General features: G+C 66.4%; 14 protein-coding genes. 7 read left to right on the plus strand and 7 right to left on the minus strand.

Going from position 1 to position 13,737, the window contains the following annotated elements; all coding sequences use genetic code 11:
• Positions 1 to 138: 138 nt before the first annotated feature.
• Positions 139 to 1,149, minus strand: a complete 1,011-nt coding sequence (locus AC1D14_RS08590) for a Gfo/Idh/MocA family protein (RefSeq protein WP_476968302.1) — start codon at positions 1,147 to 1,149, stop codon at positions 139 to 141.
• The gene (locus AC1D14_RS08595; RefSeq protein ID WP_230119324.1) at positions 1,146 to 1,994 is read right to left on the minus strand and encodes a sugar phosphate isomerase/epimerase family protein; all 849 of its coding nucleotides are present in this window, start codon (positions 1,992 to 1,994) and stop codon (positions 1,146 to 1,148) included. Before AC1D14_RS08595 ends, AC1D14_RS08590 begins: the two co-directional genes overlap by 4 nt.
• Positions 1,995 to 2,235: 241 nt before the next feature.
• Here AC1D14_RS08595 and AC1D14_RS08600 point away from each other — a divergent pair, with 241 nt between their 5' ends.
• Both AC1D14_RS08600 and nadE read left to right on the plus strand, forming a co-directional pair.
• Positions 2,236 to 3,273, plus strand: coding sequence for a LacI family DNA-binding transcriptional regulator (locus AC1D14_RS08600; RefSeq protein ID WP_230119323.1), 1,038 nt, complete (start codon positions 2,236 to 2,238; stop codon positions 3,271 to 3,273).
• A 50-nt stretch (positions 3,274 to 3,323) separates the two neighbouring features.
• Positions 3,324 to 4,178: an ammonia-dependent NAD(+) synthetase gene (gene nadE, locus AC1D14_RS08605; RefSeq protein WP_230119322.1), complete on the plus strand. Its 855-nt coding sequence runs from the start codon at positions 3,324 to 3,326 to the stop codon at positions 4,176 to 4,178.
• 9 nt (positions 4,179 to 4,187) lie between these two features.
• Here nadE and AC1D14_RS08610 read toward each other — a convergent pair whose 3' ends face one another.
• The 3 genes from AC1D14_RS08610 to AC1D14_RS08620 all read right to left on the minus strand — a co-directional run bounded on the left by AC1D14_RS08610 (position 4,188) and on the right by AC1D14_RS08620 (position 7,285).
• The gene (locus AC1D14_RS08610) at positions 4,188 to 5,102 is read right to left on the minus strand and encodes an NADP-dependent oxidoreductase (RefSeq protein WP_230119321.1); all 915 of its coding nucleotides are present in this window, start codon (positions 5,100 to 5,102) and stop codon (positions 4,188 to 4,190) included.
• A gap of 89 nt (positions 5,103 to 5,191) precedes the next feature.
• Entirely contained in the window at positions 5,192 to 6,148 is a 957-nt protein-coding gene (locus tag AC1D14_RS08615; RefSeq protein ID WP_230119320.1) for a plastocyanin/azurin family copper-binding protein, read from the minus strand.
• Between the two features lie 354 nt (positions 6,149 to 6,502).
• Positions 6,503 to 7,285 (minus strand): IclR family transcriptional regulator, encoded by a 783-nt coding sequence (locus tag AC1D14_RS08620; RefSeq protein ID WP_476968303.1) that lies wholly within the window; start codon positions 7,283 to 7,285, stop codon positions 6,503 to 6,505.
• Between the two features lie 248 nt (positions 7,286 to 7,533).
• Between AC1D14_RS08620 and AC1D14_RS08625 the strand changes: the two genes are divergently transcribed.
• The 3 genes from AC1D14_RS08625 to AC1D14_RS08635 are packed head-to-tail and all read left to right on the plus strand — an operon-like array spanning position 7,534 to position 10,185.
• Positions 7,534 to 8,250 carry a CoA transferase subunit A gene (locus AC1D14_RS08625; RefSeq protein ID WP_230119318.1) on the plus strand — a complete coding sequence of 239 codons (717 nt, stop codon included), beginning with the start codon at positions 7,534 to 7,536 and terminating at the stop codon, positions 8,248 to 8,250.
• A 55-nt stretch (positions 8,251 to 8,305) separates the two neighbouring features.
• Positions 8,306 to 8,992: a CoA transferase subunit B gene (locus AC1D14_RS08630; protein WP_476968304.1), complete on the plus strand. Its 687-nt coding sequence runs from the start codon at positions 8,306 to 8,308 to the stop codon at positions 8,990 to 8,992.
• Positions 8,989 to 10,185 carry an acetyl-CoA acetyltransferase gene (locus AC1D14_RS08635; RefSeq protein WP_476968305.1) on the plus strand — a complete coding sequence of 399 codons (1,197 nt, stop codon included), beginning with the start codon at positions 8,989 to 8,991 and terminating at the stop codon, positions 10,183 to 10,185. Before AC1D14_RS08630 ends, AC1D14_RS08635 begins: the two co-directional genes overlap by 4 nt.
• 123 nt (positions 10,186 to 10,308) lie before the next feature.
• Here the strand turns inward: AC1D14_RS08635 and AC1D14_RS08640 are convergent, their stop codons facing one another.
• Entirely contained in the window at positions 10,309 to 10,986 is a 678-nt protein-coding gene (locus AC1D14_RS08640) for an ankyrin repeat domain-containing protein (protein WP_476968306.1), read from the minus strand.
• A gap of 119 nt (positions 10,987 to 11,105) precedes the next feature.
• The gene (locus AC1D14_RS08645; RefSeq protein WP_476968307.1) at positions 11,106 to 11,699 is read right to left on the minus strand and encodes a GlcG/HbpS family heme-binding protein; all 594 of its coding nucleotides are present in this window, start codon (positions 11,697 to 11,699) and stop codon (positions 11,106 to 11,108) included.
• 215 nt (positions 11,700 to 11,914) lie between these two features.
• On the opposite strand from AC1D14_RS08645, the gene AC1D14_RS08650 reads away from it, so the two are divergent.
• Both AC1D14_RS08650 and AC1D14_RS08655 read left to right on the plus strand, forming a co-directional pair.
• Positions 11,915 to 13,111: a sensor histidine kinase gene (locus AC1D14_RS08650; RefSeq protein ID WP_476968308.1), complete on the plus strand. Its 1,197-nt coding sequence runs from the start codon at positions 11,915 to 11,917 to the stop codon at positions 13,109 to 13,111.
• The gene (locus tag AC1D14_RS08655) at positions 13,108 to 13,734 is read left to right on the plus strand and encodes a response regulator (RefSeq protein ID WP_476968309.1); all 627 of its coding nucleotides are present in this window, start codon (positions 13,108 to 13,110) and stop codon (positions 13,732 to 13,734) included. Before AC1D14_RS08650 ends, AC1D14_RS08655 begins: the two co-directional genes overlap by 4 nt.
• Positions 13,735 to 13,737: the final 3 nt, after the last annotated feature.

A 13,737-nucleotide genomic window follows, 5' to 3' on the forward strand; every position in this document is an offset into this window, starting at 1 on the left:
CTTGCGAGATTCAGCGTACGCATTGTTGYCCGTTTTGGCAACCGATTGTCAGAACGACTGCCATTTTGACTCGAATGGGCTGAAATACCGCGGCCTGACTTTGCTCAAACGGCCACAACCAGTTGCCGAACAGACGGCTCAGGACATCCTGTGGGCAGGCGCCGGGTAGCTCTGCCGGTAAATATCCTTGATGATGCGCAGCGACTTTTCGGCCTCCGCGGGGCTGATCCAGAACGTCTCCGCCTCGTCCAGCCGGCCATAGAAGTCGTTGATCAGCAGCTCGTGCGACACACCCCAGTAGGAGCGGCCGCCGGAGTCGCTCTTGCGCTCCGGAGTGACGTCTACGCGTCCGTCCGCATAGGTGACCGTGAGGTCGTCCCGCAGGCTCAGGACGGCCTTTTCCGTGACGACGTCGAGTGTTACGGGCGCGTTGAAGGCATTGGCCAGGGTGGCATAGAAGGCGCTCCGGGCACCGTTGGCATGTTCCGCAACGAATTCCGCGGTGTCTTCCACCTCAATAGTGCCGGCCAGGAAGCGCGTGGAAGCGTTGCCGCTGACCGTCACGACGTCGCCAACCAGCCACTGGAGCAGGTCCACGGTGTGGATGGCCTGGTTCATCATCAGCCCGCCGCCACCGCCGGCCCACGTCCCCCGCCACGGGCGGCTTTGGTAGTACTCGGCGGAACGCTGCCACATCACTGTTGCCGACGCTCCCACCACGGCCCCCAGCTCGCCCGTAGAGAGCAGCGAGTGCATGGCCTGCGACGTTGCGTTGTACCGGTTCTGGAAGCACACGGCGATTTTCGCCCTGGCTGCCGAGGCGGCTTCAACCAGCCGCCGTCCCTCCGCCAGCGTGTGGGCCAGCGGCTTCTCCACGATGACATTGACGCCGCGCTCCAGGCAATCCGCAGCCACCGAGGCGTGCTGGTCATGCGGGGTGCAGATGTGCACCACGTCCGGCCGGACGGCCTCAATAAGGGCGAGGTGGTCAGCGAAGCCGGGGACGCCGTAGGCGGCCACCGCGGAAGCCAGCCGCCCCGGATCCGAATCGCAGACCGCAACCAGCGTGGCGCCGTCGAGCTTTGCAACCGCTTCGAAATGCACGGCGGAAACGTCGCCGCAGCCGATGACCGCCGTCGTCGTGCTCAAGAGAGTTCAACCCCATTTTTCGCGGCGAGCGCGGCAAAGGCGCGGGCCGCGACGCCGAAGGCCACCGGCCCCGAGAATCCGCCCAGCTCATGGGCGCTGGCCAGGTGGGGTTCCAGCGAGGCGAAGCCGGTGAAGCCGTCCGCCTTCAAGGCGGCAATGGTGGCGTCCAGTTCGCCGTCGCCCTCGCCGGAGGGCACCACTTCCCCGCTGGTGGACAGCGCATCCTTGACCTGGAAATACTCAAGGTAGGGGCGCAGCATGGCGTAGCCGTCGGTGTAGGGCTTGACGCCCACCTGGACGAAGTTGGCGTTGTCCCAGGCGATGCGCAGCGACGGGGAGTCCACGGTTTTCATGATGTCGAGGACGCGTTCGGGGGTGTCGCCGTAGATTCCCTTCTCGTTTTCATGCAGAAGCACGACGCCGGCCTCCGCGGCTTCCGCGGCCAGCGCACCCAGGCGGGCGATGACGTCGTCCCGGATGTCTTCCTGGCTCTGGCCTTCGGCCCGGTAGAACGAGAAGATACGGATGTATTTGGTATCCAGGCCCTTGGCCACGGAGATGATCTGGCGGAGCCGCTGCACTTCGTGCTCGACGGGCAGCGAGACGTCCACCTTGCCGATGGGGCTGGCCACGGCCGAGACCTTGAGGCCCTTCTCATCGAGGATTTCCTTGAGGGTGGCAACCTGCTGCGGTTCCAGCTCGGAGACATTAGTGCCCCAGGCGCTGCGCACCTCAATGTGGCTGGCACCTAAGGCCAGCAATACCGCGGCCTGCACCGCGGGATCCGGATCTATTTCATCGCCAAAGCCTGAGAGCGGCCAGACTGCGGTTGTTGATTTGCTCACGCGGATCTCCTGGGTTTAGCGGCCGCCGCGGTGAAAGCTCGCCTTCCTGCTCCAGCGCGGTGACCCAGTTCACAAACGGTGTCCAGGCCAGTTTAGCCAGCTTGGCCGGCAATGACAACCGATTGCCAAGCTTTGACAATCTGTGGCATTCTTTGCTGACGGGATCTGTGGCGGCAGTCACAGGCCCGCCTGTCCGCCCCCGGCCATTCCGGCCCGGCCACCACGTTCAGAGAGGAGCGCCGTGGCTACGACGCAACCAGCAGCAGTGGACCGTCCGCCCACCATCCATGACATTGCCGCGCTCTGCGGCGTCGCGGCCTCCACCGTTTCCCGGGCCCTCTCGACTCCTGACCGCGTCAACATCAGGACGCGCCTGCGGATCGAGGCGGCTGCGGCCCAACTGCACTACATCCCCAACAGCCAGGCGAAGGCGCTCAGCTCCGGCCGGACAGGTGCCGTGGGAGTCCTGGTCCCGGACATTACCAACCCGTTCTACTTCGACCTCATCAGGGGCACGCAGCTCCAGCTCAAGGCGGCCGGGTACACCCAGCTGCTCGTGGACACGGAGGAATCCGATGAGGTGGAAGCCAGCACCATGGAGCAACTGCGCAAGAGTGCGGACGGCATCATTGTTGCCGCATCCAGGCTCAGTGACGAAGCCCTGCTGGCTGCGGCCGCAAAGATGCCTATGGTCACCATGAACCGCGACGTTCCCGGGGTCCCTGCGGTCCTCATTGACACCCCGTCCGCCACCAGTCAGGCCCTCGACCACCTCATCTCGCTGGGCCACACCCGGGTCGCCTACATGGCCGGGCCCACGACGTCCCAGTCCAGCGAACGGCGCTGGACCGCATTGTCCGAGGCAGCCGAGGAACGCGGCGTGGAAGTCCGCAGGCTCGGTCCGTTCGCCCCCAAGACGCAGTCCGGCGCAGCTGCCGCGGACGCCGCCGTGCACAGCGGAGTGACTGCGTGCATCGCGTTCAACGACCTCATCGCCATCGGCATGCTCCAGCGCCTCCGCGAACGCGGCATCCGTGTTCCCGAGGACATGAGCATTGTGGGCTGCGACGACATCTTCGGCGCCGACTTCTGCAATCCGCCGCTGTCCACCATGGCGTCACCGATTGAACAAGCCGGCCGCGTGGCCGTCTCCATGCTGCTGGCCCAGCTGAACCCGCTGGCCGGCGGCGGCACACGAAGCAGGTCGGTGATGCCCACCCACCTGACGGTCCGAGGCTCCACCGGCCCGGCACCCGGCGCGACCCACGCATGGAAGTGACGGTGCGGACACAGTTGAGCGTTGCCGACGCCGCTGACTAGGCTGGGCACATGCGCGAACTCCAGGCCAAGATCATTGAAGAAATGGGCGTCCAGCCCCGGATCGATCCTCCCGAGGAGGTGCGCAAGCGCGTCACTTTCCTAAAGGAGTACCTGAAAGCCACCCGCACCAAGGGCTTTGTTTTGGGCATTTCCGGAGGCCTGGACTCTTCGTTGGCGGGACGCCTTGCCCAGATCGCCGTCGAGGAGCTCCAGGCCGAGGGCACCGAAGCCAACTTCGTGGCGGTCCGCCTCCCCTACGGCGTGCAGCATGACGAAGACGACGCCCAGGCCGCCCTGGACTTCATCCAGGCAAAGACGGAGTGGACCTTCAACATTTCGGCGGCCGTGGACGGTTTCGAGGACGAGTTCGAAAAGACCGTCGGATCGGAGATCTCCGACTTCCATAAGGGCAATACCAAGGCCCGGACGCGCATGATCGCCCAGTATGCCCTGGCCGGTGAGCACAACTACCTGGTTATCGGCACGGACCACGGCGCCGAGTCCGTGACGGGGTTCTTCACCAAGTTCGGCGACGGCGGCGCGGACATCCTGCCGCTCTTCGGCCTGAACAAGCGGCAGAACCGTGCACTGCTTGCCGAACTTGGCGCGCCCGCACGGATTTGGGAGAAGGTGCCCACGGCCGACCTCCTGGACGGCAAGCCCGGCCGCACGGACGAGGACGAACTCGGCATCACGTATGACCAGATCGACGACTACCTCGAGGGCCGTGATGTCCCGGCGAACGTAGCCGTGACCATCGAGCAGAAGTTCCTGCGGACCCGGCACAAGCGCACCGTTCCGGTCAGCATCTTCGACACCTGGTGGAAGCACGAGGGTCCGGAGGAGCCCAGGGCAGGACTCTGATCCGGGCTCCTAGGGCAGCAGCACGATCTTGCCGCGGCCGTGGCCCGTCCTGCTGATCTCCAGGGCATCGGCAGCCTCAATGAGGGGCATCCGGTGGGAGATGTGGAAGGTGATCTGGCCGTCCGCAGTGAGGGTAGCCACTTCCTCAACGCGTCCTTCCAGCTGCCGGACGGCGGCGATTCCGGCTTCCGCCGAGTGCTTGCCGGGAACTGTTGTTACGGCGCGGCTGCGGTCCTGCAGCAGTTGGGCCGTCGCGGCAACGGCCTCGTCGTTGCCGATGGTGTCGAACACAGCGGTGACATCACCCGTGGCGTGGCTCAGATCCCGCACCCGGTCTGCCAGCCCCGCTCCGTAGGTCACGGGTTCGGCACCCAACTCGCGGAGGTACTCGTGGTTGGACTCGGACGCCGTGCCGACCACCCGTGCCCCGAGTGCTACGGCGATCTGGACCGCGGCCGAGCCCACTCCTCCGGCCGCGGCATGGATGAGGAGGGTGTCTCCGGGGCCCACTCCGAGCTGCTTCAGGGCAGAGTACGCGGTGCCGCCGGCCACGGGGATGCACGCCGCCTGTTCGAAGTCGACCCCGGCAGGGAGCGGGGTGAGCTGTTCGGCCGGGACCAGGGCTTCCGTGCGGTAGCCGCCGGTGAGGCCGTTCCAGATCACTTCATCGCCGACGGCAAACCCCTCGAAGGCGGGCCCCACAGCTGTGACCACGCCGGCTGCCTCGCTGCCGGGCACCGCCGGAAAATCCAGCGGTGCCCATTGTTTCAGGTAGCCGGCCACAAGTTTCCAGTCCACAGGGTTGACGCTGACCGCCCGGAATTCCACGCGGACTTGGCCCTCGCCGGGCTCAGGCAGTTCCTCGGCTCCTACCTTCAGGACCTGCGGGCCGCCGTATTCGTCGAAGTAGATCCTGGTGCTCATGGCGCTGGCTCCTTTGCTGCTGTCCCTGGCCTCTAGTGCAAGGGTAGGCAGGGAACTGCAGGCGTCACAAGGAGACATCAGGAGTCCGGTCAGCGCCTGACTTCCACCTCTCCCACCATGCCCATGTAGTCATGCAGGGCGCAGAGGTAGTCGTACTCGCCCACCTTGTTGAAGGTCACGGTGAATTTTGCCCCGGGCTCCATCAGGCCGGAGCTGAGGTCCCCGCCCTTGAAGTTCTTGGGATTGCCCACCGGCGCGAACACATTGGCCGGCTCGTGCCCGAACGTCACGGTGTGCGGCGCACCCATGCCGGAATTCACGAAGGTCACAGTGTCGCCGAGGTGGACGACAATCTCGTGGTGGACAAACCGCATCAGCATCGCGGTTCCGTTGTCCGTTCCGGCGATCACCTTGTGGTTGCTGGCCTGCTTGCGGGCCGCCTCCCATTGCTTCTCGCCGTCCCGCACGATCTTCCGTTCCTCTTTCTTGGTCAGGCGGTCGTACTGCGACTGCGTGAACGGGTAGTCGGTTCCGGCTGCGCGGACATGGACCGTACCCTTCATTGCCATGCCATGCACAACGCAGTAGTAGGTGAACTTGCCGGTGTGCGTGAACTTCAGCGTGTAACGCTCCACCGCTTTGAAGCCGGTGTTGGAGACATTGGCCATGATTCCGGAGTTGAAGTACGAGTGGCCGTCATACGTGGTGCCTCCCTGCCGGCTTAACTGCTTCGGATCAAAGGGGTTGAACGGCGTGAGCGGCTTGCCTTTCGCCAGGAACGTCACGGTGTGGATTTCTGCGGCGTTTGCCTCCCACTTGATCTTGTCTCCCGCGTTGATATAGATGTTCGACGGAAGGAAGGACATCCCCTGGATGGCCTGGTCTGAGGACTCTGAGCCGACTTGGACGGTCCAGGTCTTCGGCGAGTTCTCATCGTCGGCAACAGCAGCGGTACTAAGTGACAGCGGCAGGAGGATGGCCGCCAAAAAGGCGAGGAGAAGGCGCAGCAGGTGCGGCCTTTGGTGGTTTTTTGGTTTGAGAGTCATGCGACTCATTCCTTTACGCTGGGCGTTGGCAGCCGCGGTGCGGCCGGGAAGGTACCGGCCCGCAGATTGCGGTACCGGACCGATGCCAGAGCGGCGCGGATCCAGCGGGACCCTTCTGCTTTTCTCTGTCGCCCAGCCCAGGGAAGGGAAGAGGCCTCGGAACCGGACCCGCCACCGAACTAGGCGACAACACGGGACTTTCCGGTTCTCGAAGGGATAAGTTGTGGTTCTGTTGAGCCGTCAGAGCCCTGATTCGTGGCCGACGGCGTGCGGTCGAAGCCGGTCGGTCCGAGACTACAGATACAGTTCCCATGGTGCTCCGCGTCGAGGAAATTGTCGAGATGCCGAGGGTGGTCAGCCGGCGCTGGGCGTGCGGAGCAGGGCTGAGATCCGGTGTGCCTCTTCGAGGAGGAGCCGGCCCAGGAACTCCTGCCGGTCTTCGCGGAAACGCGGCTCGATCCCGGTCAGGGACAGTGCCCACGCCGGACGGTTGGCCTGGTCGAACACGGCCGCGCCCATTCCCCAGCTGCCTTCCAGCACCAGGCCGGGGTTCACCGAATAGCCCAGCTGGCGGGTTTGCTTCAGGTTGGCCCGGACCAGTGCCTCCGGGTGCCCTTCTGCGAACTTTCCGGCGTGTACGGGCCACCCGGACAGGACCTGCTTCTGCTCGTTTTCCGGCAGGAAGGCAAGGATGGCCGTGCCTGCCGATGCCACGCCCAGTGGAAACCTGACGCCCTCATGCAGCACGAACGAGCGCACGGGGAAGCTTCCTTCCTCGCGCAGCAGGCAGACGGTCTCGGAGCCCCTTCGGACGGAGAAGAAGGCGCTCTCGCCTGTTTCCTCGGCCAACCGCCGCAGGCTGGGCCTGGCAATGTCCTCCAGCGGGAACCGGGCGGAGGCCACCGATCCCATCAGGAGAACCTCCGGGCCCAGGACCCAGTTGCCGGTCCGGGCATCGTGGTCCAGGAGTCCTTCCGCGGCCAAAGAGGTGAGAAGGCGGTGGACCGTGGGCCGGGTGAGGCCGGATTCGCGCACAAGTTCCACCAGGGAGCTTCCCTCCGGCCTGCGGCCCACGATGCGCAACAGTCCGGCAATGCGGCTGACCACCTGGGCTCCCTGAACGGGTGTCGGGTTCATAACTCTCCTTCGTATATCCATAATGTGGATAGTTTGAAGACTACCGTCCACACTGTAAAAATGGCCAGATGTAGGGACAATTTTGTCCTTGACAGTGCCCCTCGGACGCCCGTACGCTCAACATCCAGAGCTCGAGTCCACAAAGTGGAACAAACGACGAGCATTTTTCGGGACGGTCTGCCAGCAGCCCATTGGAGCCCCCGCGCTCCAACCCCCAACGATCCAACCCAGCTCGATGAGGAGATGCGATGTCCAAACTTAGATCCGCAGCGGCCGAGGCCTTGCAGGATGTGCTCCGGGACGGCATGACGCTCGCCGTCGGCGGCTTTGGCCTGAGCGGCATCCCGGCAGACCTGATCGAGGCCGTCCGGGAGTCGGGCGTCGGCGACCTGACGGTGGTGTCCAACAACATGGGCGTGGACGGCAAGGGCCTCGGTGTCCTGATCGAGGCCGGCCAGGTCCGCAAGGTGATCGCCTCCTACGTGGGCGAGAACAAGCTATTCGCCGAGCAGTACCTGGCCGGCCTGCTGGAGGTGGAGTTCACGCCGCAGGGAACACTGGCCGAGCGGCTCCGCGCCGGCGGCGCCGGCATCCCCGCGTTCTACACCAAAACCGGCGTGGGCACCCTGGTTGCCGAAGGCAAACCGCTCGCCGAGTTCGACGGCGAAACGTACGTTCAGGAGCGCGCCATCCGCGCCGACGTCGCACTGGTCCACGCGCACACGGCCGACACGGACGGCAACCTGATCTACCGCTTCACCGCCCGCAACTTCAACCCTGTGGTGGCCACCGCCGGCGCCGTGACGATCGCCGAGGCCGAGGTGATCGTGGAGCCCGGCGAGCTGGACCCGAACCACATCGTCACCCCCGGCGTCTACGTCCAGCGCCTCGTCCAGGCGAGCAAGCGCGTCAAGGACATCGAGCAGCGCACCGTGCGCCCGCGCGTCGAGCCCGTCCCCGCCTAACCCAGCGCGAACGAACACTTAAGCCCCCCGAATTTGAACCCCCAAGGAGAAACCCATGGCCTGGACCAGGGATGAAATGGCTGCCATCGCGGCCGAGGAACTCAACGACGGCGACTACGTGAACCTGGGCATCGGCATCCCCACGCTCGTGGCCAACAACCTGCCCCAGGGCGTCCGTGTCGTGCTCCAGAGCGAGAACGGGCTGCTCGGCATGGGCCCGTTTCCGTTCGAGGGCGAGGAAGACGCCGACCTCATCAACGCCGGCAAGCAGACCGTCACCGTGCTGCCAGGCGGCAGCATCTTCGACTCCTCCACGTCCTTCGGGATGATCCGCGGCGGCCACGTCAAGGTTGCCATCCTGGGGGCCATGCAGGTCTCCGGCAGCGGCGACCTCGCCAACTGGACCATCCCCGGCAAGATGGTCAAGGGCATGGGCGGCGCCATGGACCTCGTCGCCGGGACCCCGCGCGTCGTCGTCCTCACCGAGCACAACGCGAAGGACGGCAGCGCCAAGATCGTCAAGGAGTGCACCCTGCCGCTCACGGGCCTCCGGGTGGTGGACCGGATCATCAGCGACCTCGCGGTCTTCGACCTGGAAAAGACGGACGACGGCGGCCCGCAGCTCACGCTCACCCGCCTCGCTCCAGGGGTCACCGTGGAGGAAGTCCGTGGGAAGACCGAGGCGGAGTTCACGGTCGCACTCGAAAATGCCGCCCCCGCTTTGGAAGGAGCCTCAGCATGAGCCTCAAAGATCAGTTCGGCAAGGACGTCCTGCTCACCGGCTGGGGCCACAGCCGCTTCGGCAAGCTGACGGACGAGACCCTTGAATCCCTGATCGTTCAGGTCGCCACCGAGGCTATCGGCAACGCCGGGATCGAACCCGGCCAGATCGACGAGATCTACCTCGGCCAGTTCAACTCCGGCATGATGCCGCTGGCGTTCCCGTCCTCGCTCGCGCTGCAGGTCTCGGAGCAGCTGGCCAACGTCCCCGCCACGCGGCTTGAGAATGCCTGCGCCTCGGGGTCGGCCGCGTTCCAGCAGGGCACCAAGTCGCTGCTGGCAGGCACCGCAAAGACCGTGCTTGTGATTGGGGCCGAGAAGATGACCCATGCGGCGGCGGACGTCGTGGGTGCGGCGCTGCTGGGGGCGGATTACGACATGGCCGGCAAGGCCTCCACCACCGGTTTCACCGGGCTCTTCGCGGAGGTGGCCAAGCATTACGGGAAGCGCTACGGATCCAGCGTCGGGAACCTCGGCGACGTCCTGGGCACCATCGCGGCCAAGAACCACCGCAACGGCGTGGACAACCCCTATGCCCAGCTCCGCAAAGACCTCGGCGAGGAGTTCTGCCGCGCGGTGTCGGACAAGAACCCGATGGTGGCCGACCCGCTGCGCCGCACCGATTGCTCCCCCGTGTCCGACGGCGCCGCCGCCGTCGTGCTGTCTGTCTCACCGACCGCCGGGGTCACTGCCCCGGTCCGGCTCGCCGGTTTCGGCCACGCGAACGACTTCTTCCCCGCAGAACGCCGCGACCCCACCGCCTTCGCCGCCACCCGGGTCTCCTGGGAGCGGGCCCTGGCGATGGCCGGCGTCGGGATCGAGGACCTGGACTTCGCAGAAGTCCATGACTGCTTCACCATCGCCGAGCTGCTCATGTACGAAGCAATGGGCCTTACGGAACCTGGGCAGGGTGTCCGCGCCATCGAGGAAGGCTGGGTGTTCAAGGACGGGAAGCTGCCCGTCAATGTGTCCGGCGGCCTCAAGGCCAAGGGACACCCCGTGGGCGCGACGGGCGTTTCCCAGCACGTCATCGCAGCCATGCAGCTCACCGGCACCGCCGGCGACATGCAGCTGGCCAGCCCCCGCCGGGCAGCGGTGCAGAACATGGGCGGCGTGGGAATCGCCAACTACGTCAGCGTCCTCGAGGCCGTCTAAGCCCGGGCGCCGAACCGTCCTGACCTTCTTTTGTCCGCAGACCGCGCCGACACGCGAATTCACCCGCGTGTCGGCTGCGTGGCGGCCGAATGAAGGTCAGGACGGCGATGTGGGCATGGCCATCTAGCTCCGGCCCCGGATCAGGGCCGCAATGTCGGCAAAGCCCAGGCGCTCCGCATTGTCCAAAGCCGTCCGGCCCTGGGGGTCACGGAGGGAGGGGTCGGCGCCGGCCGCCAGGAGCAGCCGGACCACTTCCTGTTGCCTAGGACCGCCATTGTTGAGCAGGACGGCCTCCTGCATGGCAGTCCAGCCGAGGTTGTTCACGTGGTTTACGGGAACTCCCGCGGCGATAAGGATCCGGACCGTGTCCACATGGCCGTGTTCGCTGGCCGGTATGAGTGCAGTCCCGCCGTAGCGGTTGGTACTGGACACATCCGCACCGTTGGCCAGGGTCAGCCGAAGCACGTCGTTGAACCCTTCAGCTCCGGCGTAGAGGAACGCCGAATCCTGGATCGCGTCCTTGGCGTTGACGTTACCGCCGGCCTGGATCAGCTGCTTGACCAGCGGCGCATTGTTGGCTTTGGCTGCAAGGATCAGCCGCCGGTCGAGCTCCGCCTGGGCCTCCGGGGCGGCGCCGGGCGCGAAGCCGTGGCCCCTGTCGGCGTGGAAGTCTGCGACTTTGCCGGGCCTGGCGTTCCCGGGCGCGGCGTGGCCGGACTCGAGGTGGCCGCCGATGGCGCACTGGGTTCGGCGGTGGCAGCGCTGTCTGACGCCGTGCCTACTGCGCCCACGGCGCTGCATCCTGCCACTGCTGCTGCTGCCACGGTAACGGCCGCTAGTGCGCTCACAACCGACATCCGTCCCGGCGCCGACGTGTACCGACGCCGTCCAGCGGCCTTGAACCACCTCATGAACTGAACCTATCCGGCGATGGCATCGGCACCCGCTGCCGCGCAGGCTTCGTCGAGCTTGCCGTCCGGGGCGCCGCCCACGCCGATGCCGGCCACGGACACGCCGTTGACCTTGAGCGGCACTCCGCCGGGCAGGAACAGCGTGCCGGGAAGGTCGGCGATGCTGGGGCCGTTGCCCGTGATGCGCTTCGCCAGCTCGCTCGTGGGGGCACCAAAAGCGGCAGCGGTATAGGCCTTCCGCTTGGCCGATTCGATGGTGTGCTCAGCCGCGTTGTCGCCCCGGAGGATTGCCTGCACAGCGCCAAACCGGTCGACCAGCGCTACCGTGACGAAGGGCAGCTTGTCCGCCTGGCACTTGGCAAGCGCCGCGCCCACCGCCTTGGCCGAGGCGCCGACGGTGATCCGGCTCTGCGCCACGACGTTAGCTGGCACTGGCCGGACGTCCGCGGCAGGCACGGCAGCGCGTGCGGCGGCGGACACCGAAGCCGGCTCAGCCGCCCGCGCCGAGGAACCGATTCCGGAGTTGGCGGCGGCGGTCGCACCGGCCGTCAGGACAAGCGCTCCGGCCGCGGCGGCGGCAAAAACCTTGGTGGACTTTTTCACGGTAGTTCTCCTTTTTAGCGCTGAGACGCAGCTGAATCCGGTAGCGGAATCGGGTACATTTCCATCGTGCCGCCTGCTCCGAACGTGCACATCGGGCCTTCGTCGGCACCGTGCTCCCCCTAACAGCCAGCAGGATCAGCCAAAAGGCTGAGGGACGAGCAACGGCGCGGGCAATAGCATGGTGGATAGCACTCCCTCCACCGGAACCGGACGCCATGCCTTCCTCAGCCCCAGCACTCCCCCAGGAAACCCTGCCCGGCCGGACAGCCCAGGCATCAGGCCCTCTGGGCAGGATTGACGCCGCGGTCCACCTGGGTTTCGCGGTGCTGCTGGTGGCGTCGGTGGTGCGTTACGTGATGCGGCACAGCCCTGCTGACAACCTCATGGTCCCCGGCCTGGCCGCCGCCGCCTGCGTTCTCTACGCCGTCATCGCCGTGCTTGCCCAGCGCGGGCGTCCCTGGGCCGTCTGGATGTTCATCCTCGTCGCCGTGTGGGCGGTCTTGGTGGTTGCCGCGCCCAGCTTCGCGTGGTGTTCGTTTGCGCTGTTCTTCCTCTGCCGCACGGCATTCCAGGGGGCGGTGGCCTACATCGCAGCGGGCGCGACGGCCGCCGCCACCGCCGTCGGGCTGTTCCGGCTCAGTGACGGCACCGACCTCGCCATGCTGCTTGGTCCGCTTGCCGTCGGCGTCATGCTGACGCTGATCTACGACCGCATCGAGCACGACGCCGCGGAGCAGCGCCGCCTGCACGCTGAGGTGTCGCTCGCCCAGGGACAGCTGGCCGCCAGCGAGCGCCGGGCCGGCACCATTGCCGAGCGTGAGCGTGTGTCCCGCGAAATCCACGACACCGTCACGCAGGGCCTGGCCAGCAGCCTGCTGCTCCTGGAAGCGGCGAACCGCGCCTGGCCTGCCCCGTCGTCCCGGCAGGACCTCAGCCAGGCCAGCGGGCTGCTCCGCCGGAACCTGTCAGAAACGCGGAGCCTCGTCCACGAGCTCGCTTCCCCCGGACTGGACGCCTCTCCCCTGCCCGAGGCCCTGCTGCAGGCCGCCTCGCAGTATGTCCCCGGGGCGCGGCTGCTGGTCACCGGCGAGCGGCGGCCCGTTCCCGCGGACGTCCGCCACACACTCCTGAGGGTGGTTCAGAGCGCGGCAGCCAATATCCAGCTCCACGCGTCCGCAGCGAACGCGACGCTGACGCTCGGCTTCCTTCCGGAGGCCGTCACCCTGGACATTTACGACGACGGCGGCGGCTTTGATCCGGCGGCGGCAGCACCGCCATCGGACGCCGGAGGCTACGGGCTGCGGGCCATGCGGCAGCGGGTGGAACAGCTGGGCGGCGTATTCTCGGTGGAAAGCACCCCCGGGGAAGGGACCATCGTGGCCGCGCAACTGCCTGCCAGGGAGGACGCATGAGCGCCATCACCGTCCTCCTCGCTGACGATCACCTCGTGGTCCGGAGCGGGCTCAAGGCGCTGCTGGGAACCCAGCCGGACATCGACGTCGTGGCCGAGGCCGCATCAGGCGAAGAAGCCTTGGCGAAGGTAGAGGAACATTCCCCTGCCGTAGTGGTCATGGACCTGGCCATGGGCGCCGGCATGGACGGCATCGAAGCCATCCGGAGGATCCGCGAATGCAATAGGCGGCAGGCGGTGCTCGTGTTCACCACATACGATTCCGACGCCGACATCGTCCGCGCGGTGGACGCCGGCGCCATGGGCTACCTGCTCAAGGACGCCGCACCGGAGGAGATTTTCGCCGCCATCCGGGGTGCCGTGCAGGGCAGGAGCGTGATGAGCGCCCCGGTGGCCTCCCGGCTGTTCCAGCAGCTGCGCAATCCCGACGAGGTCCTGACCCCGCGCGAAGCCGAGCTGCTGAGCCTCCTCACCGAGGGGCTCAGCAACCGCGAACTCGGCCAGCGGCTCTTCATCTCCGAGGCCACGGTCAAAACCCACCTGGCCCACATTTACGCCAAGCTCGGAGTGGAAACGCGGGCAGCAGCCATCGCCACCGCCATCCGCCGGGAGGGCATGCGCTAGGCT

Source organism: Arthrobacter sp. P1_B11, assembly GCF_056406715.1.

Coding starts and splice junctions, on each gene's coding strand:
- nadE (WP_230119322.1), top strand. CDS start 3,324: ATGCGCGAACTCCAGGCCAAGATCATTGAAGAAATGGGCGTCCAGCCC.
- AC1D14_RS08610 (WP_230119321.1), bottom strand. CDS start 5,102: ATGAGCACCAGGATCTACTTCGACGAATACGGCGGCCCGCAGGTCCTG.
- AC1D14_RS08615 (WP_230119320.1), bottom strand. CDS start 6,148: ATGACTCTCAAACCAAAAAACCACCAAAGGCCGCACCTGCTGCGCCTT.
- AC1D14_RS08620 (WP_476968303.1), bottom strand. CDS start 7,285: ATGAACCCGACACCCGTTCAGGGAGCCCAGGTGGTCAGCCGCATTGCC.
- AC1D14_RS08625 (WP_230119318.1), top strand. CDS start 7,534: ATGTCCAAACTTAGATCCGCAGCGGCCGAGGCCTTGCAGGATGTGCTC.
- AC1D14_RS08630 (WP_476968304.1), top strand. CDS start 8,306: ATGGCCTGGACCAGGGATGAAATGGCTGCCATCGCGGCCGAGGAACTC.
- AC1D14_RS08635 (WP_476968305.1), top strand. CDS start 8,989: ATGAGCCTCAAAGATCAGTTCGGCAAGGACGTCCTGCTCACCGGCTGG.
- AC1D14_RS08640 (WP_476968306.1), bottom strand. CDS start 10,986: ATGCAGCGCCGTGGGCGCAGTAGGCACGGCGTCAGACAGCGCTGCCAC.
- AC1D14_RS08650 (WP_476968308.1), top strand. CDS start 11,915: ATGCCTTCCTCAGCCCCAGCACTCCCCCAGGAAACCCTGCCCGGCCGG.
- AC1D14_RS08655 (WP_476968309.1), top strand. CDS start 13,108: ATGAGCGCCATCACCGTCCTCCTCGCTGACGATCACCTCGTGGTCCGG.